This window comes from Ruegeria sp. HKCCA4633 (assembly GCF_013034605.1).
Lineage (GTDB): Bacteria > Pseudomonadota > Alphaproteobacteria > Rhodobacterales > Rhodobacteraceae > Ruegeria.
Genome location: NZ_WQGJ01000004.1, coordinates 233,480 through 252,747, shown reverse-complemented (window position 1 = coordinate 252,747; position 19,268 = coordinate 233,480). Strand labels below are relative to the sequence as shown.

General features: G+C 56.2%; 16 protein-coding genes. 8 read left to right on the top strand and 8 right to left on the bottom strand.

Going from position 1 to position 19,268, the window contains the following annotated elements; genetic code table 11:
• The first annotated feature begins 22 nt into the window (after positions 1 to 22).
• The 5 genes from GOV85_RS12545 to GOV85_RS12525 are packed head-to-tail and all read left to right on the top strand — an operon-like array spanning position 23 to position 6,345.
• Positions 23 to 1,861 (top strand): ABC transporter ATP-binding protein, encoded by a 1,839-nt coding sequence (locus GOV85_RS12545; RefSeq protein ID WP_171178620.1) that lies wholly within the window; start codon positions 23 to 25, stop codon positions 1,859 to 1,861.
• On the top strand, positions 1,858 to 3,690 hold the full coding sequence (locus GOV85_RS12540) for an ABC transporter ATP-binding protein (RefSeq protein WP_171178617.1): 1,833 nt from the start codon (positions 1,858 to 1,860) through the stop codon (positions 3,688 to 3,690). Before GOV85_RS12545 ends, GOV85_RS12540 begins: the two co-directional genes overlap by 4 nt.
• Positions 3,691 to 3,729: 39 nt before the next feature.
• Positions 3,730 to 4,959, top strand: coding sequence for a class I SAM-dependent RNA methyltransferase (locus tag GOV85_RS12535; RefSeq protein WP_171178615.1), 1,230 nt, complete (start codon positions 3,730 to 3,732; stop codon positions 4,957 to 4,959).
• Positions 4,960 to 4,980: 21 nt separating this feature from the next.
• On the top strand, positions 4,981 to 5,766 hold the full coding sequence (locus GOV85_RS12530; RefSeq protein ID WP_171178613.1) for an ion transporter: 786 nt from the start codon (positions 4,981 to 4,983) through the stop codon (positions 5,764 to 5,766).
• 60 nt (positions 5,767 to 5,826) lie between these two features.
• Positions 5,827 to 6,345 carry a murein L,D-transpeptidase family protein gene (locus tag GOV85_RS12525; RefSeq protein ID WP_171178610.1) on the top strand — a complete coding sequence of 173 codons (519 nt, stop codon included), beginning with the start codon at positions 5,827 to 5,829 and terminating at the stop codon, positions 6,343 to 6,345.
• Here the strand turns inward: GOV85_RS12525 and GOV85_RS12520 are convergent.
• The 7 genes from GOV85_RS12520 to cysQ all read right to left on the bottom strand — a co-directional run bounded on the left by GOV85_RS12520 (position 6,329) and on the right by cysQ (position 14,357).
• Positions 6,329 to 7,780, bottom strand: coding sequence for a sulfotransferase family 2 domain-containing protein (locus GOV85_RS12520; RefSeq protein ID WP_171178608.1), 1,452 nt, complete (start codon positions 7,778 to 7,780; stop codon positions 6,329 to 6,331). The genes GOV85_RS12525 and GOV85_RS12520 overlap by 17 nt on opposite strands.
• A 6-nt stretch (positions 7,781 to 7,786) precedes the next feature.
• A complete protein-coding gene (locus GOV85_RS12515; RefSeq protein ID WP_171178607.1) occupies positions 7,787 to 9,487 on the bottom strand; it encodes a beta-1,6-N-acetylglucosaminyltransferase in 1,701 nt (566 codons plus the stop codon).
• Positions 9,484 to 10,470 carry a glycosyltransferase family 2 protein gene (locus GOV85_RS12510; protein ID WP_171178861.1) on the bottom strand — a complete coding sequence of 329 codons (987 nt, stop codon included), beginning with the start codon at positions 10,468 to 10,470 and terminating at the stop codon, positions 9,484 to 9,486. The genes GOV85_RS12515 and GOV85_RS12510 overlap by 4 nt, the downstream gene beginning before the upstream one ends.
• 178 nt (positions 10,471 to 10,648) lie before the next feature.
• Positions 10,649 to 11,698: a glycosyltransferase family 2 protein gene (locus GOV85_RS12505; protein ID WP_245222875.1), complete on the bottom strand. Its 1,050-nt coding sequence runs from the start codon at positions 11,696 to 11,698 to the stop codon at positions 10,649 to 10,651.
• 7 nt (positions 11,699 to 11,705) lie between these two features.
• The gene (gene galE, locus GOV85_RS12500; protein WP_171178603.1) at positions 11,706 to 12,689 is read right to left on the bottom strand and encodes a UDP-glucose 4-epimerase GalE; all 984 of its coding nucleotides are present in this window, start codon (positions 12,687 to 12,689) and stop codon (positions 11,706 to 11,708) included.
• A 70-nt stretch (positions 12,690 to 12,759) separates the two neighbouring features.
• Positions 12,760 to 13,560 carry a manno-octulosonate cytidylyltransferase gene (locus GOV85_RS12495; RefSeq protein ID WP_171178601.1) on the bottom strand — a complete coding sequence of 267 codons (801 nt, stop codon included), beginning with the start codon at positions 13,558 to 13,560 and terminating at the stop codon, positions 12,760 to 12,762.
• On the bottom strand, positions 13,560 to 14,357 hold the full coding sequence (gene cysQ / locus GOV85_RS12490) for a 3'(2'),5'-bisphosphate nucleotidase CysQ (protein ID WP_171178599.1): 798 nt from the start codon (positions 14,355 to 14,357) through the stop codon (positions 13,560 to 13,562). Before cysQ ends, GOV85_RS12495 begins: the two co-directional genes overlap by 1 nt.
• 121 nt (positions 14,358 to 14,478) lie before the next feature.
• Between cysQ and GOV85_RS12485 the strand changes: the two genes are divergently transcribed.
• The gene (locus GOV85_RS12485) at positions 14,479 to 15,303 is read left to right on the top strand and encodes an ABC transporter permease (protein WP_171178597.1); all 825 of its coding nucleotides are present in this window, start codon (positions 14,479 to 14,481) and stop codon (positions 15,301 to 15,303) included.
• Here GOV85_RS12485 and GOV85_RS12480 read toward each other — a convergent pair.
• Positions 15,300 to 15,902 (bottom strand): alpha-ketoglutarate-dependent dioxygenase AlkB, encoded by a 603-nt coding sequence (locus tag GOV85_RS12480; RefSeq protein ID WP_171178596.1) that lies wholly within the window; start codon positions 15,900 to 15,902, stop codon positions 15,300 to 15,302. The two genes, GOV85_RS12485 and GOV85_RS12480, sit on opposite strands and share 4 nt — an antisense overlap.
• A 212-nt stretch (positions 15,903 to 16,114) precedes the next feature.
• On the opposite strand from GOV85_RS12480, the gene dnaK reads away from it, so the two are divergent.
• Positions 16,115 to 18,022 carry a molecular chaperone DnaK gene (gene dnaK / locus GOV85_RS12475; RefSeq protein WP_171178593.1) on the top strand — a complete coding sequence of 636 codons (1,908 nt, stop codon included), beginning with the start codon at positions 16,115 to 16,117 and terminating at the stop codon, positions 18,020 to 18,022.
• Positions 18,023 to 18,096: 74 nt separating this feature from the next.
• Positions 18,097 to 19,245 (top strand): molecular chaperone DnaJ, encoded by a 1,149-nt coding sequence (gene dnaJ / locus GOV85_RS12470; protein WP_171178591.1) that lies wholly within the window; start codon positions 18,097 to 18,099, stop codon positions 19,243 to 19,245.
• Positions 19,246 to 19,268: the final 23 nt, after the last annotated feature.

Below are 19,268 nucleotides of genomic sequence, written 5' to 3'. Positions count from 1 at the left end.
TTGCTCAATCGGAGCACTCTCCATGTTTCGCTATTTCGAAAATCTCGTTAACCCTTTTGTCGCCTACAAAGAGACCGACGCGCCACCAACCAAGTTGTGGCCGTTCATGTTGGATTATTCGCGGCCTTTCGTCCGGGTGTTTGTCTGGGCCGCACTGATTTCTATCGTCGTCGCAGGGGTCGAAATCGGGTTGATCTATTATATGGGCCGCGTTGTCGACCTGCTGGGCGGATCTCCTGCAGAAGTCTGGCAGAACCACGGGACAGAGCTGTTATTGATGGCGGCGTTTGTTCTGCTGCTTCGTCCGTTACTGCATCTGATCGACGTACTTCTGTTGAACAACACGATCCTGCCTAACTTTGGCACGCTGATCCGCTGGCGCGCGCACAAACATGTGCTGCGCCAATCGGTTGGCTGGTTCGAAAACGATTTTGCCGGGCGGATTGCGAACCGGATCATGCAAACGCCACCTGCCGCAGGCGAGGTGGTCTTTCAGGTCTTTGATGCGATTTCCTTCTCGCTAGCCTATCTGATCGGTGCGGCGATCTTGCTGTACGCAGCGGATCCGCGTTTGTTGATCCCCTTGCTAATCTGGTTTGCGTTTTATGCGATGCTGGTGCGCTGGACGGTGCAGCGTGTCGGTCCGGCGTCAAAAGCGGCCTCAGATGCGCGCTCGACTGTCACCGGCCGGGTTGTGGACAGCTATACCAACATCCATTCCGTCAAGATGTTCGCCCATGGTCCGCAAGAGTTGGACTATGCCCGCGAGGCGATCGAAGAAACCCGCCGAACTTTCCAGATTGAGATGCGGATTTTTACGATCATGGATGCGGTTCTGGTCACCTTGAACGGCATGCTGATTGTGGGCGTTGTTGGTTGGGCAATTGCGTTGTGGATGCAAGGCACCGCCTCGGTTGGTGTCGTTGCGGCTGCCACCGCACTGACTCTTCGTCTGAACGCCATGACCGGATGGATCATGTGGGCGCTGACCAGCTTTTTCCGCCAGCTTGGTATCGTGGCCGAGGGGATGGAGACGATTGCCCAACCCATTGATCTGTTGGATGCGCCCGCTGCGAAACCCTTGCGACTGAACAAGGGTGAGATCCATATCCGCGACCTGTCGCACCACTACGGTCGCGAAGCCGGTGGTTTGGACCACATCAACCTAACCATCCAACCCGGCGAAAAGATCGGTTTGATCGGTCGGTCCGGTGCTGGAAAATCGACCCTAGTTAAGCTTCTATTACGGTTTTATGATGTCGAGCGGGGCGCGATCCTGATTGACGGGCAGAACATCGCAGATGTCACGCAGGACAGCCTGCGCAGTCATATCGGCATGGTTCAGCAGGACAGCGCTTTGCTGCACCGGTCGGTGCGGGACAATATCCTTTATGGCCGCCCTGATGCGACCGAGGATCAGATGATCGCCGCCGCCAAGCAGGCCGAAGCGCATGAGTTCATCCTTGACCTGCAAGACCCGCAAGGACGCACGGGGTACGACGCGCATGTGGGCGAGCGTGGTGTAAAGCTGTCCGGCGGGCAGCGGCAGCGTGTGACGCTGGCACGGGTAATCCTTAAAGATGCGCCGATATTGTTGTTGGATGAGGCGACATCCGCCCTAGATTCCGAGGTTGAAGCGTCAATTCAGGAAACCCTATACGGCATGATGCAAGGCAAAACCGTGATCGCCATTGCGCACAGGCTCAGCACGATCGCGCAGATGGACCGTATTCTGGTCATGGATGATGGCCGCATCGTCGAAGAAGGCGCCCATTCCGACCTGTTGACGCAGCGTGGTCTTTACGCGCAGTTCTGGGCGCGGCAATCTGGCGGCTTCATGAATCCGGAGGCCGCGGAATGAGGGTCGCTGACCTCATCCAACCGTTCAAAAACATCGAAACGCCCCCGCCGCAGACGTTGGGAGCGTTCATTCGCTGGAGCCTGTCCGGTGCTTGGCCGATGTTGTTTGTTGCAGCGTTCTTTTCGGCCACAGCCGGCGCGATGGAGGCGGGCACGGCTTGGATTTTGGGCCGTGTGATCGACGTGGCAACGTCTAGCGGTCCGGAAAACTTTCTGACCGTGCAAAACATGTGGATGATCTTCGGCTCGATCGCTTTCTTTATGCTGGTGCGTCCGATCCTGTTTGGCCTGTCTTCGGTTTCGAACAATTACATCGTCATGCCCAACATCACACCCTTGGTGTTGGCCAAGTTGAACCGTTGGACGCTGGGCCAGTCGGTGACGTATTTCGACGATGATTTCGCTGGACGCATCGCACAGAAGCAGATGCAAACGTCGAACGCGATGGCTTCGGTCGTGTCAGAAACGATCAGCGCCATTGTATTTGCCCTGGCGTCTCTTGTGGGGTCTTTGCTTTTGTTAGGGTCTATTCACCCGCTTGCGATGCTGCCTTTTGCCGCTTGGCTCGTGGTCTACTTCCTGCTTGTGCGCTGGTATTTGCCGCGCATCCGTCAACGCTCTGCCGCGCGGGCCGGGGCGCGGGCGATGGTTTCGGGGCAGGTCGTTGACACGATCACCAACATCAAGACGGTTAAGTTGTTTGCACATTCCGCTTTTGAAGATCGGGCTGCGCGCGACTCGATGGTGGAACTGCGCGAACGGTCGCTGGATTTCGGTAAGCTTTCGGCCAGTTTTCGATTTATCCTGATGACGTTGGCTGGTGTTTTGCCGGTTCTGCTGCTGGGTGCGACGCTTTGGTTGTGGCAAATCGGCATTGCGACCGCAGGGGATATAGTGGCAGCAGGTGCCGTCTCAATCCGGATTGCGCAAATGACGGGTTGGGTCAGTTTCACTCTAATGGGCCTCTACGCCAATGTGGGTGAAATCGAAAACGGGATGAAAACGCTGGCCAAGCGTGACCGGGTCGAGGATGCGGGGGACGCAAAAGACCTGGTTGTGCACGACGGATCAATCTCATTCGAAAATGCCAGCTTTGCTTATGGTCGGGACATAGGCGGTGTTACAGATCTGACCCTGACTATAAAACCCGGCGAAAAGCTGGGTATCGTCGGCGCCTCGGGCGCGGGTAAGTCGACGCTCGTGTCCTTGCTGCTTCGACTCTATGACAGGGAAAGTGGCGCTATTCGTATTGACGGGCAAGACGTGTCGCAGGTGACACAAGACAGCCTGCGCCGCCAGATCGGTATGGTCACACAAGAAACAGCAATGTTCAACCGTTCGGCGCGCGAAAACATCCTGTACGGTCGCCCGGATGCGTCCGAGGATGAGATGATAACCGCTGCGAAAAAGGCCGAGGCGCATGAATTCATCCTCAGCCTTGAGGATGCTAACGGTCGCCAAGGCTATGACGCTCATCTGGGCGAAAGGGGTGTAAAACTCAGCGGCGGACAGCGTCAGCGGATCGCTTTGGCCCGTGCCATTCTGAAGGACGCGCCGATTTTGGTTCTGGACGAAGCAACCTCGGCACTTGATTCCGAGGTCGAAGCCTCGATTCAGACCGCGCTGCATCGGGTAATGGAGGGTAAGACCGTTCTGGCCATTGCACACCGGCTGTCCACCCTCAGCGAGATGGATCGGATCGTTGTCCTGGACCAGGGGCGGATTGTCGAAAGCGGAACACATGAGACGCTGCTGGATCAGGGCAGTCTGTATGCGCGGTTCTGGCATCGTCAATCTGGCGGCTTTATTCAGGCGGAAGCTGCTGAATAAGGGTTTTGTTGACTTGAAAGCCCGGCTATCAGGCCCTTCATGACGCAGCGATTCACAATCACACGGCTCGGCCATCAGGGCGATGGTATTGCCGATGGCCCCGTCTATGCCCCGCGCACTCTACCAGGTGAGGTCGTAAGCGGCACTTTGACGGGTCAAGTGCTGACCGATATCCGGGTGGAAACGCCATCCGAAGATCGGGTCAAGGCGCCGTGTCGCCACTACAAAGCCTGCGGCGGGTGTCAGTTGCAGCATGCCTCTGACGCCTTTGTGGCCGATTGGAAGCTTGAAATTGTGCGCAACGCCTTGGCCGCGCAGGGTCTGGATGCACAGATGCGCCCGATCCACACGTCACCCGAACAGTCGCGCAGGCGTGCAACGGTTGCTGTAAGACGAACAAAGAAAGGTACGTTGGCCGGGTTTCATGGTCGCGCGTCGGACACGATCACGGAAATCCCCGACTGCCGGTTGTTGGACCCCGAGTTGACCGCGGCCATTCCTGTGGCCGAGGCGCTGGCCGTTCTGGGTGGAAGCCGTAAGGGTGTTCTGGCGGTGACACTGACACTCTCCGAAGGCGGATTGGATGTAGCTGTTAGAGGCGGCAAACCCTTGGACGGTCCGCTGGAACTAGCGCTGGCTAAAGCGACCGAGAAACACGGGTTGGCGCGGCTGAGTTGGGACGGTGAAGTGATCGCTATGCGACAGGCGCCGGTTCAGCGGTTTGGAAGAGCCGCCGTCACTCCGCCGTCCGGTGCGTTCTTGCAAGCGACCAAGGACGGAGAACAGGCTCTATTACAGGCGGTTTTGGAGGCAACAGAGGGTGCAAAGCGCGCCGTCGACCTGTTTTCAGGTAGCGGTACGTTTTCGCTTCCCCTGGCCCAAAAAGCCGAAGTTCATGCTGTGGAAGGCGAGGCCGCAATGGTTCAGGCGCTGGATCAGGGCTGGCGCAGAGCGCAGGGTTTGAAACGCGTAACAACTGAGGCCCGCGACCTGTTTCGTCGTCCATTGATGCCTGATGAACTAAAGGCCTTTGACGCGATTGTTTTAGACCCGCCCCGCGCCGGATCCGAGGCGCAGGTGGAGGAGTTGGCTCAAGCCAGTCGACCAGTGATTGCCTATGTTTCCTGCAACCCGGTGAGCTTTGCGCGGGACGCAAAAATCCTTGTTAACGCAGGCTACACCCTTGAATGGGTACAGGTCGTTGACCAATTTCGGTGGTCGTCACACACGGAACTTGCTGCGCGCTTTGTCCTGAACGCCGCATCTTGACCAGACAGGAGATCGCGACACATGAGTGTCAAACAGCGTTTGCTGACCATCATCGAAGCCCCGGCTTTCGGGCGTTTCATCACGGCAGTCATAATTTTCAACGCAATTCTTTTGGGGATGGAGACATCACCCACTTTGATGAACGCAGCAGGACCGCTGATTGTCACGCTAGACAAGCTGTGCCTTGCCATCTTCGTGGCTGAGATCACAATAAAGCTGATCGCGACCGGGCGCAGATTCTTTACAAGCGGTTGGAATATATTCGATTTCCTGATCGTGGGTGTCGCACTTGTCCCCAGTGCTGGTGGTCTTTCCGTGCTGCGTGCCCTGCGGATCCTGAGGGTGTTGCGCGTGATTTCCGTGGCGCCCCGCCTGCGCCGCGTGGTCGAAGGCTTTATTTCGGCCCTGCCCGGGATGGCCAGTGTCTTCTTGTTGATGGCAATCCTATTCTACATCGGCGCGGTAATCTCGACCAAACTGTTCTCGGTGTCATTTCCCGCCTGGTTCGGTGATCTGGGCCTGTCGGCCTATACCTTGTTCCAAATCATGACGTTGGAAAGCTGGTCCATGGGCATCGTCCGCCCCGTGATGGAGGTATATCCCTACGCCTGGCTGTTTTTTGTGCCATTTATCATGGTCACGACCTTTGCCGTGGTGAACCTGTTGGTGGGTTTGATCGTGAACTCGATGCAGGACGCACACCATGCCGAGGACGAGGTTAAAACCGATGCCTATCGCGACGAAGTGCTGGAACGGCTGGAAAGCATCGAACGCCGTCTGGCCGAGCAGATGAACAGCAAAAAGTGATTTCCGTTTCGCAAGGTTTTTGGCATATTAATCTCCAAAAAACAGAGCAGGCAGTGAAAAATGGATCGTCGAGCATTCGGATTGGGGGCTATGGCAACGCTGAGCCTTACGGCTTGTGCCAAAGCTGGCCCAAGATTTTTGACTTATGATGGGCCCGAAGTGACCTCTTTGGTGGTCAACAAAGGCGCACGCAAACTCTATCTGCTGCATCATGAGCAGGTTTTGCGAGAATACGATGTGGATTTGGGATTTGCGCCACGAGGCACCAAAACCAAAAAAGGGGATGGTCGCACGCCAGAGGGCAGCTATCTGATTGACCGCAGAAATCCGCGAAGCCGCTATCACCTATCGTTAGGTATTTCCTACCCCAACTCTCAGGATATCGCTCAGGCCAAGGCAGCAGGCGTTAATCCGGGCGGTGATATCTTTATTCACGGCCAGCCGAATCTTCGGTCAGAGCTCAAGCGCGCGCGGAAAACACCCGATTGGACCGCAGGATGCATCGCTGTCAAGAATGACGAGATTGAAGAGATTTATGCGATGGTCAACAAAGGCACGCTAATCACTTTGCGTCCCTAGGCGGCACCGGGGCCCAGGCTCCAAACCCGAACACCTCATAGTCATGCTGGTAGACGTCCTCTGCCAGCGCCTCTAGCTCAGCATCATAGATCTGGTCCAGCGTAAACGGTTCATCAGGCGCGCGTGTGCTGGGCTTTGGCGGGTTTGAATGACCGATATCTCGTGCAAGCGCTGGAAGCGCTGTGGTCAGGTCTTCTTCCCGCAGGATCAGGTCTGGCAAAAGGAAACCGGAAATTCCGTCCAGAACCCGGGATTGGCTGCACCATGTCCCGTCAACGCGGATTGGGGTTTGATTGTTGAGGTTAAGACGTAGGAAGCCGAGAAAGGCTAAAAACGCATCACGGTGCTGCGCGACAGAATAATTGGTGTCCCGCACCTGCCCTGGAATCGGCACCTTTAGTCGGTTCCGCAGATAGTTGCGCACCATTTTGTAGCTGCCAGGTCCAGTACTTAGAATGTGTTGGCAAAACGCGGTATGCGCCCGCGCCAACGGATGGCGCAGGACTGTGAATTTTCGGTGACCGGTGTGGTTCCTCAACCAGGCGCGGATCTGTTTGCGGTTGCGATCGGTGATTAGATCACCAGTCTTACCGCCGTCCAGATCGGCCAGCCATTGGTTTATAACAGCCTCTAATCCGTTACGAATGGGCAAATACATCAAGGCCGACTTTGGTGCCGCGACGTATTGCGGGACGGCGGCACCGCGCTGCGGCTCAAAGCGAGAGGTGTGATGCAGCCCAAACTGGTCGACATCCGCCAGCGCACGCGTCATGTCGTCAGGATTTGTGACTTTTGACACTGCGGGCGCTGGGTTTTGCGGTTTCAGCGTGTCGTCCAGCCGGGTCAGTCGCGCTTTGACCCCCAGCCATTCGGCTAGGCCGTTCAGGACGTCCATTTCAGTCAGGTCTTCATAGGAGATGAAAAAAGCGCTCTGACCTGTCTTTTGCAAATGTCGCCGCAGCATGTGCTGATGGCTCTGGACCTGTTCCAGATAATCCAAGAATTCCTGTGCATCAAAGGTGACTTGGGCATCGACGCGGCGTTTAACATTCTTCAGCAGCCATTGCTGTGTGGTCCGCGCGATCTTCAAGGACAGGTAGCTGTCCAGTGGATTGCGGGTCAGAATGATCTTTGCGCAGCGATGGTCATTCAAAACGGGCTTCAGAATGCGCGGATCGTGTTCTTCGAAATACCGGAACCCGTTGATGTCACCGGGTGCTGTACGAATGGCTTTCAGCAGCTTCATCGGATCTGCGTCACGGTCTTCCAGCGTCAGGCCCAGCAGTGTATCTGACTGCAGATTCCCGGCAAAATGGGGATTAAACGCCTCGCCATGGCAGGTCACGCTGTCAAGCGCGTTCAGGTTTGCCTCCAGCAGGTTAGACCCTGTGCGCATGGCCGCCAGTACAACAAAGTAATCATATTTGGCTGCCATTGGCCGTCACTGCACCAGATAGGGTTTTCGGAAAGGTTTTGTCTGCCGACCAAACACATCGTCAGACGGGAAATCACCCATCAGATATGGGTGCATACCCTGATTCTTCAGATTTTGCAGGAACTTCCCGAAACCGGTCAGATCAACCATGGTGGGCACTTCGGTCAAGTGGCTGGCCTGATGTGCGCCGATCTCATCCAGAATCGTCTGTAACGGATCCATCGGCGATTCAATGAAATCGGCCAAGGTCCAACTGCGCATGCGGGCTTTGGTCCAGACCGAGGTCAAAACCTCGAGCTGCTTGGTTTCAATCTGCTGCAACCGTGCCGCTTCGCACCGGATCTCCGAGAAGTTGAGGTTTGAACGGAACAATGGAATTGCCCAGGCTCCGGTGATGACCGAAATCTGGGCGTTCTTGTCGCGCGCCAAAAACCAGTTGATCTCTTGCGTGTCTCTTGGGCTGAACTGAAAACACTGCCGTTCCCCCCGCGTGTTCCAGATCAGGTTCGACAGGAATGCTGTGGGGTTGTAATCCCGTAAAGTTGCGCTGTCGCTAAGGGCGCCGTTTGTGATGGTTTCCCCTTGTTCAAATTCGGCGCGATCAGGTCCGAACAAGTGCCCATGGACTTTTGCTCCCGTGGTGGTCACAAGCCAGGATTCAAAATCCTCAAACAGCACGGAAAATCCCTGGAATACAGAATAAGGCGAAGATGTCAGGCCGTTTTCGCTGCCGTGCCGTGGAAAGCGGCTTTGCATATAAAGCCCGTCGCGTCCTCGCGTCCGCCGTTCCACCGCTTTCGAGAAGATGCGGTCGATCTTGCCGGGATTGGGCTCAGCCGGTTTCATGGCACTGGTCTGGTCCGTCAGAAATGCCTGATACAGTCGTTCGGCCTGAGGCCAGATCTTACGGGCAACAAAGCAATCCGAGCGTCGCAGCAATTGCAGGTGATCGTCATAGAAAATATGAGGACGGCCCTGGTAATCGAATTTGGACAGAGTCAGGGATCGGCTTTCGATATGCGTCGAATATTGTCGTGCAAGGGTCTGGAAATAGCTTTCATCCGGAATCCAAACATGGCGGAAATACTTGTCGTATTGTTTACGTTTGGGATCTTGAAGGATGGCTGAGAGTGTCTGGCGGGTCAGGCACCACCACTGGCTGCCCATATGAGGCACCAAACCATCTGGAATTTGTCTGCGGTACCCCACGGCACGCTGTAGCCTGACATAGGTGTCAAACAGCTTGCGCTGTTTGCGCCACGAGAATGGGAACCGCAGGGTAAACCGTTCATGATCCAGACCGCCAATGGTCCAGCTGACATCGGATGTCGTTGCGCTTTCGATAAAATCCACGCGGGGCCGTTCAGCCAGGTAATCGATTAGCTCCTGAACCGGACGCAGGGGCAGGCATGCTCCTGAAGACAGAAACGCGTGCCGAACGTCAGGAAATTGCTCAAGCATCAATTCGGATGCGCTTTGCGAGGCAGCGACGATGCCCCAGCCGCCCCAATCGCACCGGTGACGTTCAGAAAAAACGATATCGGGATCGTTTGAGCAGGACGCGACAAAACGGGCGTAAGTGCCATCCGGGACTTTGCGATCCACGTGCACCACAACCGGACATCCCGCAGCCGTCCAATGGCGCGCCACCTGCTCGGCTCGGTCCAGCGAAGTATGGACCAGCATGACGATGCCCAGGCTACTCATGCCCAATTCCCCTTGGACATAAGGCCCAGAATCTCAAGCTGTCGCCAATTGATGTAAGCCTCGGACCATTGGCACCAGAAAACGGGTTTTTCCTCAAGCTGTGCGGCATAGGCTTTGTATTCACCTGATCCGCGGTAATGTTGACCGCGCTGCAGTTCCTCGCGCGCTTTGTCGCCAAGGGTGTCGATCAGTTTGGCATGAAGCAGTGACCCGCTGGCTTTTTCCCCGCCCCACTCGTCATAAACTTGGTTCAAACCCCGCGGCAAAAGCGAATGGGTCGAGCTGACATAGACATAGCGCCGATCCCACTTCACCAAGGGAATCTTGTTCAACGCAGGCGCTTTGGAGGGGTTTTCGCGAAAAAACACGCGCGCTCTAGGACCGCCTTGAATCCACAGGTTCTTATAATCCGGGTTCTTGGTGATCATGTAGTTCCCGGGATCGAACCAGCGCGCGATTTCGAACGGGTTCTGCCCCTCGCGGTAGGGTTCTGCATCTACCGGACCTTCGGGGTACATGTCGATCAGCATGGTTCCAAAACTGCGCACGGCGCTGCCATCCAGCCAATCCGTCAATGCGCGTATAGGGCGGGTGTCGCAAAACGGATAGATGAAGAATTCATCCGGATCGACGGTCAGAACCCAATGACCATGTGCGTATTTCCGCAAAATGTAGTTCGACCAGTCCAGACCATAGCCCGCGCGTTTGTAGCTGGTTGTCGTTCGCCAAACTGACACGTCGGCCTGTTCTTGTAGGAATTCGAAACTTCCGTCATCGCTATTGTTGTCGATGAACAAAAAGTGGTTGATGCCCAGTTTGCGGTAGTATTCCAGGAAAAACGGCAGGCGGATTTTTTCGTTCCGGACAACGCTCATTAGAAGAATGTCGTCGTGTCGGATGGCCGATGTGTTGACGCTGGCGGGTTTCAGTTCACGGCTTCGTCTGAGGCAGCGCAGAATACGGCGCTTGCGCCGCAATCGCATTTTGTAGGATTCGAACAGGCTCACGTGACTGCCCAACCTTTATTATTACGCGAGCTTTCCCCGACCTCGTCTTTCCAGTTGGCAGGACAAGGCATTACCGGTTTATGCCACCTATGCATCTTCTGAGGCAACTTTTTTAAACCGACAAAGTGTAAACGTGCGGTTGACTGTCGTATTTTCATTGCAGGCCCCAATCCCCGCCAGGCATCAACCCCATTTGTTGCAACTGTTTCCAGCCGGTATAACGGACTGATTGTGGAGTCCACATGACCGGCTGATTAATGATCCCGTCATAATACGCCGCAAATTGGCTTGGATCATGAAAGTGCTGGCGTCGTTCTTTTTCCGATTTGGACTTTTCAACAATCTCCGGCAGGAATTTTGTGTGCAGCAATACTCCCGAAGGCGCCGCTCCACCGGGCCCATCATAAGCTGCGTTCAGGTGGCGCGGCAGGGCCGAGTGGCATGAGTTCACATACGCATACCGCCGCGACCAGCGGATCAGTGGAATCTTGTTCAGAGTGGGAGAGCGCTGCCGCGTCTGGGTGAAGAACATCCGTTCCCTTGCGCCGCCTTGAACCCACAGATTGCCAATCGGGCTTTGTCGCTCTGCGCGATATGGCCCCGCATCGAACCAACACAGCAGATCTGTTGGGTCGGTATCCGGGTCATAGGTGTCGCGGCCCAACGGACCTTTGGGATAGAGGTCCAGCATCAACGCGCCAAAACCAACCCGCCCTTTCTGCTCCAGCCAATGTGTCAGGTCCTGAAGGGGCCGGGTATCGCAATGGGAATAAACCAACAGCTCATCCGCATCGACCATAAGACACCAGTGCGCGTGTCCATGCCGCATCTGGAGCCAAGTCAGCCAATCCAGACCAAATCGTGATCCCCGATAGCTTGAATAGGTTTGCCAGACAGAAACATCTGGTTGATCCAAGAGATACTCTGCCGAGCCGTCATCGCTGCCATTGTCGACGACCAGAAAGTGGCGCACACCCAACTGGCGGTAGTGGCGAAGAAACCAGGAAAGGCGGGTCATTTCGTTGCGCAGAGTGGTAAAAGCCAGCACGTCACCAGCGCGGATCTTGCCGGTCCGATCGTTCAGGCAGGTCAACTGGTTCCGGCTGCGAAAGGATCGCCACAGAAGCCGCCGACGTTTCCAGCGCAGCTGATACTTTTGCCGCCAGCCGATCTTGGGCAGCTTTTGTAACGCGCTGAAGGTCAATTTAGCCTCATTTCTCGTAGTGGCCGTTCTGATGCCAGCGCCAGGCATCCGCTATCATTGTCTCTAACGTGGAGCGTTTTGGCATCCATCCCAGTTCAGTTTCAGCCCGAACAGAGCCCGAGACCAGCTTGGTACAATCGCCTGCCCGACGAGGCCCGGTTGAATAAGGCACAGGGCGGTTGGTAACGGATTTGGATTGCTCGATTACCTCCAACACGGAAAATCCTGATCCGGTGCCCAGATTGAAAACACGGCTTTCCTTGCCTTGTTCCAGCCATTCCAGCCCCAGAACATGCGCGTCGACCAGATCGCAGACATGTACATAGTCGCGGATACATGTGCCGTCGGGGGTGTCATAGTCGGTCCCAAAGACGGTCAGGCCTTCGCGTTTGCCGTCGATCGCATCCAGCATCAGAGGGATCAGGTGCGTTTCGGGCTGGTGGAATTCACCAACGTCTCCGTCAGGGTCTGCCCCGGCAACGTTGAAATAGCGGAAAATGACGTGGCGCAGGCCGTGGGCCGCTTCGAAATCTTTCAGGATATCTTCGATTGCACGTTTCGATGCACCATAGGCATTCAGTGGATACTGCGCGGTGGATTCATCCAGAACCACGTTGTCATGTTCACCATAGGTGGCGCATGTGGACGAGAACACAAAATTCAAACACCCGGCTGCAACCGCAGCTTCGATCAAGGTCAACGAACCGGTGACGTTGTTTGACCAGTACAATCCGGGCTGCTTCATCGCGTCGCCCACCTGGCTTAGGGCCGCAAAATGCATCACGGCTGCCGGTTGGTGTTTGGCAAACACCTCGTCCAGACGCGCGCGGTCCAGCAGGTCGCCCTGCTCGAAAGGGCCGTACTTCACCGCATCCTGCCAACCCGTGACCAGATTGTCATATGTCACAGGCACATAACCCGCTTGCGCCAGCGCTTTGCACGCGTGCGAGCCGATATACCCTGCACCGCCAGTAACAAGGATAGTTGTCATGATGCGTCCTTTAAAACGAGTTAACTATACTTAAAATTTGAGCACCGCCGGATGTCATGAGGAAAATCGGTTATTCCAACCCCATCGCCGCCATCATCTCTTCGATTTTTGGGACATCCTGCGGGTTGTTCAGTTCCCAGAACTGGCGGCCCTTGGCCTCGACTTCGACGCACAGTACCTTGCGGCCGTTCTCCATGAACCGAAGCTGCTCCAGGCCTTCCAATTGCTCCAGCGGGCCGGTGGGCCAGCCTGGATATGCGGCAAGCGCATCGGGCCGATAAGCATATACACCCACGTGATGAAACACCGGGGTCGGCTCGTCGCCTGCATAGGTCTGCGAGGTAAACGGCACGACCTCTTTCGAGAAATACATCGCGCTGTGATCGCGACCGAACACAGCGGTGGTTCCTCCGACACGGTCATGCTTTCGGTCGTTCAGCAAACTGTTCAGCGCGTCGCCGTCACAGCGCAGCACAGGCGTGGCCACACCAGCATCCGGCGCCGCGCGCAGGCCCGCGATCAGGTCTTCTACAAACCAGTGTGGCGTCAGTGGCGCGTCGCCCTGAAGGTTGACCACCATATCATACCCAGCCCCCAGAACCTCATGCGCTTCGGCGCAGCGTTCGGTGCCGTTCTGACAGCTTTCCGAAGTCATCACCACTTCGGCCCCAAACCCTTCCGAGACCTCGCGGATACGATCGTCATCCGTTGCAACGACCACCCGATCAACGCCCGAGACAGACTTGGCTGCGCGCCAGGACCGTTCGATCAGCGTCATCGCAGTGCCTGTGGCACCAGATAGCGGCACCAACGGCTTGCCCGGATAGCGGGTCGAGGCATAGCGGGCGGGGATGGCAATCAGAACAGACATCAGGCTTCCTTTAGTTCAACACCCGGAGCGTAGGCGATAAAAAACGGGTTGGCATAGCCTTCTTTGCCATAGAGCAGCGGCGAATGGTCGTCAAAACGCACCACCTGGCCACCGGCCCCGGCCAGAACCGCGTGACCTGCCGCTGTATCCCATTCCATTGTGCGACCGACACGAGGGTAGATATCCGCTTCACCGGTGGCCACCAGACAGAACTTGAGGGAAGACCCTGCGCTTTTGCTGTCTTTGGCTTGGTACTTGCTGATGTAATCCTCGGTCGCCTGATCCCTGTGGGATTTCGAAGCCACGACCAAAAGCGCCGAATTGTCTGGTTTAGAGACTGAAATATTCGTCAAATCACCAGGTGTGTCCTTGTCAAACGCGCCGGTTTCCTCGACCGAACGGCCATCTGCTTGTGTGTAGAACATACGACCGCGAGCTGGGGCATAAACAACACCTCGCGTTGGTGTTCCGTTTTCGACCAGCGCAATGTTGACGGTAAAGTCGCCACGGCGGTTGATGAATTCTTTGGTGCCGTCCAGCGGATCAACTATCAGGAACGTATCACCTTTTTCCGAATGCGAAGCCGCCTGTTCTTCAGTGACCAGCAGAATATCCGGGAAAGCTGCGCGCAAACCGGCGGAAATCAATGCGTCTGCAGCCTCATCTGCCTCGGTTACTGGGCTGGAGTCAGATTTGACTTTGACATCGAAATCATCTGCCTCATAAATCTCCATGATCTTATCACCCGCCTGAAGGGCAAGACGTCGGATGACTGGGATAAGCGCGTCATAGGTCACAAAAATGCTCCGTTCCTGTGGTTTGTTGATCCAAACTCATGACCGACTTATGATGTGGCGGTTACGGAACGGCAAGATATTCATGCCAGATTGAGGGCGACGAGGCAGGAAAGACCTTCGAGTGTTTTACTTCAAGCGCAATCAATCGCTGCTGGGCGGCGCGTTCACAACTGCTGAGCTTGTGTTCCATGCTGTTGTCAGAAATGTGCGGGCACAGCACCCGAATGCGGTTATCGCCATTTTGATTAACGTCATACAACTGGTGGTGATGTGCATGGTGTTCTACCTGCTCATGACATTGCTGGGTCGGGGTGGCATAGCCAAGATCAGGGGTGAATTCCTGCTGTATATCCTGTCCGGCGTCCTTCCGTTTATGATGCATATCCAGTCGATTGGGTCGATTTCCGGGGTTGGTTCGGCCAACAACCCAATGACGCTGCATTCACCAATGAATGCGATGGTCCTTATCCTGGCGGCGGCTTTCGGCACGCTGTACAAACAGGTGATGGCCATGTGCGTCCTTCTGTTCATTTACAATGTTGCAGTCGCCCCTTTGGACATTGAGAATCCCGGTGGTGCCTTTGGGATGGTTTTACTGGCCTGGTTCACCGGATGCGCGATCGGGCTTGTGTTCATGGCGATCAAACCCTGGTTCCCGACAACCGTTGCTATGCTGTCAAACATTTACCGCCGAATGAACATGGTGTTTTCCGGTAAAATGTTTGTCGCAAACACGATGGGCGGATGGTTGTTGATGATGTTCGCCTGGAATCCGCTTTTTCACATCATTGATCAGTGCCGCGGTTTCATTTTTCAGAACTATTTCCCCCGCAACACCAGTTGGGAATACGCGCTTTGGGTCGGGATCGCCTTGTTGATGATCGGATTGATGGGTGAGTTCTTTACGCGCCAGCATGTTTCGCAAAGCTGGAATGCCCGCCGTTAACGCGCCACCCGCAGTGTCAGATTGATCCGCCCGCCCTTAGGCAACAGGCGCGACGATCCGAATCTGATCCGGTCCACCCCGTGATATGCCAACCGTGCGGACCCACCCATAACGACCACATCCCCCGAGCTGAGCCAGATCGACTCGGTCTTGCCGCCACGGGTGGTGTTGCCAATGCGAAACAGGGCGTCATCGCCCAGAGAAATTGACAACACGGGCCAGGAAAAATCAGCCTCGTCCTTGTCCTGATGCAGGCCCATCTTTGCGCCTTCGCCATAATAATTGACCAAACAGCAATCCGGCTCATGTTCCGTGCTGACCAAGTCATGCCAGATACCCAAAATACTGTTGGGAATGCCGGGCCAAACTCCGCCCTTGGGATGCTGTTCCTGATAACGGTAGCCTGCCTTGTCTGTCACCCAACCCAAATCCCCGGCCGAGGTCATACGCACCGACATCTCTTTGCCCGAAGGCGTGACGGGGCGAAACAAGGGCGCGGATTTCAGAATCGGCCGCAGATCAGCGATGACCTGCGTCTGGGTGGCAGGATCCAGATGGCCTTTTCTGATGTCGAACCCCCGCAAAATCAGCCGCGCCATTCCGGAAACCCCAATCCTTTCCAAATCCTTGCCAAAAAAGGCCACAGATTCCCGAAAACCTGCCTTTTACGGTGCTTGCAGGCCCTTGGTCTCGCCCTTATATACGCCGGGACGCGCGATGGTAGTGCTGTCGCGCACATCAGATCGGGGACGGGATGCCGTAACGGGTCCGGTTCTCGGGACATCGCCTTGAAGAGAAAGGGATTGCAAAAATGGGAAAAGTCATCGGGATTGACCTCGGAACCACCAACTCGTGTGTGGCCATCATGGACGGCTCGCAGCCGAAGGTCATCGAAAACGCAGAAGGGGCGCGGACCACGCCCTCGATCGTCGCCTTCACCGAAGATGAGCGACTGGTCGGTCAGCCTGCAAAGCGTCAGGCGGTCACCAACCCCGACAACACGATCTTTGGCGTCAAGCGTCTGATCGGCCGTCGTGTGGATGATGCAGAAGTCGAAAAAGACAAGAAAATGGTGCCGTACGCCATCGTTGATGGCGGCAATGGTGACGCGTGGGTCGAGGCCCGCGGTGAAAAGTACTCCCCAAGCCAGATCTCGGCCTTCACTCTGGGCAAGATGAAGGAAACCGCCGAGAGCTATCTGGGTGAAGAAGTCACACAAGCAGTCATCACCGTACCGGCCTACTTCAACGACGCACAGCGTCAGGCCACCAAAGACGCCGGTAAAATCGCCGGTCTGGAAGTGCTGCGGATCATCAACGAACCGACAGCGGCTGCTCTGGCCTATGGTCTGGACAAGGAAGAAACCCAAACCATCGCGGTTTATGACCTTGGTGGTGGTACCTTCGACGTGACCATCCTGGAAATCGATGACGGCCTGTTCGAGGTCAAATCGACCAACGGTGACACCTTCCTGGGTGGTGAAGACTTTGACATGCGCATCGTCAACTACCTGGCGGATGAGTTCAAAAAGGAACACGGCGTCGATCTGTCCCAAGACAAGATGGCCCTGCAGCGTCTGAAAGAGGCCGCTGAAAAAGCCAAGATCGAGCTGTCTTCGACCTCGCAGACCGAAATCAACCAGCCGTTCATCTCGATGGGTTCGAACGGTCAGCCGCTGCACATGGTCATGAAACTGACCCGTGCCAAGCTGGAATCGCTGGTGTCGGACCTGATCAAAAAGTCGATGAAGCCTTGCGCTGCCGCTCTGAAAGACGCCGGTCTGTCGGCTGCTGACGTGGACGAAGTTGTTCTGGTTGGTGGTATGACCCGGATGCCGAAAGTGATCGAAGAGGTCACCAAATTCTTCGGGAAAGAGCCGCACAAGGGTGTGAACCCGGACGAAGTGGTTGCTATGGGCGCCGCCATTCAGGCCGGTGTTCTGCAAGGCGACGTTAAAGACGTTGTTCTGCTTGACGTGACCCCGCTGTCGCTGGGCATCGAGACTCTGGGTGGCGTGTTCACCCGTCTGATCGACCGCAACACCACGATCCCGACCAAGAAGTCTCAGGTCTTCTCGACCGCCGAGGACAACCAGAATGCCGTGACCATCCGCGTGTTCCAGGGTGAGCGTGAAATGGCTGCGGACAACAAGATCCTGGGTCAGTTCAACCTTGAAGACATCCCGCCCGCACCGCGCGGTATGCCTCAGATCGAGGTGACGTTTGACATCGACGCCAACGGCATTGTCTCGGTTTCGGCCAAAGACAAAGGCACCGGCAAAGAGCAGAAGATCACCATCCAGGCTTCGGGCGGTCTGTCCGACGAGGACATCGAAAAGATGGTCAAGGACGCCGAAGAGAACGCGGAAGCCGACAAGGAACGCCGCGAACTGGTCGACGCCAAGAACCAGGCGGAAAGCCTTATCCACTCGACCGAGAAGTCGATGGAAGAGCATTCCGACAAGGTCGACCCGACCACCATCGAAGCCATCGAGCTGGCGATCGCCGCTTTGAAGGACGAGCTGGAGACCGAGAATGCCGACAAGATCAAGTCGGGCATCCAGAACGTCACCGAAGCGGCCATGAAGCTGGGCGAAGCCATCTATAAGGCGCAAGCCGAAGAAGGCGAAGAAGAGCCCGCAGCAGCCGACGCCGCACCGGGTGACGATGACATTGTCGATGCCGAGTTCGAAGATCTGGACAACGACAAGCGTAACTAACGGGTAACCGGGCCAATTCGGGCCGGTCCGGTTGCCGGGCCGGCCCGATTACGTTGAGGCAGAAGGAAACACTGATGTCAAAACGCGACTATTACGATGTGCTCGGCGTAGCCAAAGGTGCATCGGCGGACGAGATCAAAAAGGGTTTTCGCAAGAAAGCCAAAGAATTGCATCCCGACCGTAACAAGGACAACCCGGATGCCGAGGCGCAGTTCAAGGAAGCGAACGAAGCCTATGACGTTCTGAAAGACGCCGAACGCAAGGCGGCCTACGACCGTTTTGGCCACGCAGCCTTTGAAAACGGTATGGGTGGCGGCGGGCGTCCTGGCGGCGGCTTTGGTCAGGGCGATTTCTCCAGCGCGTTCTCGGATGTGTTCGATGACCTGTTCGGCGACTTCATGGGCGGTCAACGCGGAGGAGGCGGCGGCCGTCGCGCCGCGCGCGGCTCGGACCTGCGCTATAACCTGCGCGTGTCGCTGGAAGAGGCGTTCTCGGGCCTGCAGAAAACCATTAACGTCCCCACCGCCGTGGCCTGTTCGTCCTGTGACGGAACCGGCGCTGAAGGTGGCGTTGAACCCACAACCTGCCCCACTTGTTCGGGCATGGGCAAAGTGCGGGCGCAACAGGGCTTCTTTACGGTTGAACGCACTTGCCCGACCTGTTCTGGGCTGGGTCAGATCATCAAGAACCCCTGCAAATCCTGCCAGGGTTCCGGCCGTGTCGAAAAAGATCGTGCTTTGTCCGTCAATATCCCAGCTGGTGTTGAAACCGGAACACGGATTCGGCTGGCTGGCGAGGGCGAAGCTGGGATGCGCGGCGGTCCTCCGGGCGATCTCTATATCTTTGTCGAGGTCTCCGACCACAAACTGTTCGAACGCGACAGCGTAAACCTTTATTGCCGGGTTCCGGTTAGCATGGCCAAGGCCGCGCTGGGCGGTTCGATCGAAGTTCCGACCATTGATGGTGGACGGGGCCGTGTCCAGATTCCAGCCGGCAGTCAGTCAGGTCGCCAGATGCGCCTGCGTGGCAAAGGCATGCCCGCCCTGCGTGGTGGTGGCGTTGGTGATATGTTCATCGAACTGGCGGTGGAAACTCCGGTCAACCTGACCAGTCGTCAGAAAGAGCTGCTGCGCGAGTTTGAGGACCTGGGTGAAGACAACCACCCGGAATCCAAAAGCTTTTTCTCTTCCGTCAAATCCTTCTGGGACGGAATGAAAGGCTAAGACTGAGGCGGCGATTGCCGCCT

Bases quoted from the DNA above. Each gene is read 5' to 3' on its own strand.
- GOV85_RS12545 (WP_171178620.1), top strand. From the start codon at position 23: ATGTTTCGCTATTTCGAAAATCTCGTTAACCCTTTTGTCGCCTACAAA.
- GOV85_RS12540 (WP_171178617.1), top strand. From the start codon at position 1,858: ATGAGGGTCGCTGACCTCATCCAACCGTTCAAAAACATCGAAACGCCC.
- GOV85_RS12535 (WP_171178615.1), top strand. From the start codon at position 3,730: ATGACGCAGCGATTCACAATCACACGGCTCGGCCATCAGGGCGATGGT.
- GOV85_RS12530 (WP_171178613.1), top strand. From the start codon at position 4,981: ATGAGTGTCAAACAGCGTTTGCTGACCATCATCGAAGCCCCGGCTTTC.
- GOV85_RS12525 (WP_171178610.1), top strand. From the start codon at position 5,827: ATGGATCGTCGAGCATTCGGATTGGGGGCTATGGCAACGCTGAGCCTT.
- GOV85_RS12520 (WP_171178608.1), bottom strand. From the start codon at position 7,780: ATGGCAGCCAAATATGATTACTTTGTTGTACTGGCGGCCATGCGCACA.
- GOV85_RS12515 (WP_171178607.1), bottom strand. From the start codon at position 9,487: ATGAGTAGCCTGGGCATCGTCATGCTGGTCCATACTTCGCTGGACCGA.
- GOV85_RS12510 (WP_171178861.1), bottom strand. From the start codon at position 10,470: ATGCGATTGCGGCGCAAGCGCCGTATTCTGCGCTGCCTCAGACGAAGC.
- galE (WP_171178603.1), bottom strand. From the start codon at position 12,689: ATGACAACTATCCTTGTTACTGGCGGTGCAGGGTATATCGGCTCGCAC.
- GOV85_RS12495 (WP_171178601.1), bottom strand. From the start codon at position 13,560: ATGTCTGTTCTGATTGCCATCCCCGCCCGCTATGCCTCGACCCGCTAT.
- GOV85_RS12480 (WP_171178596.1), bottom strand. From the start codon at position 15,902: ATGGCGCGGCTGATTTTGCGGGGGTTCGACATCAGAAAAGGCCATCTG.
- dnaK (WP_171178593.1), top strand. From the start codon at position 16,115: ATGGGAAAAGTCATCGGGATTGACCTCGGAACCACCAACTCGTGTGTG.
- dnaJ (WP_171178591.1), top strand. From the start codon at position 18,097: ATGTCAAAACGCGACTATTACGATGTGCTCGGCGTAGCCAAAGGTGCA.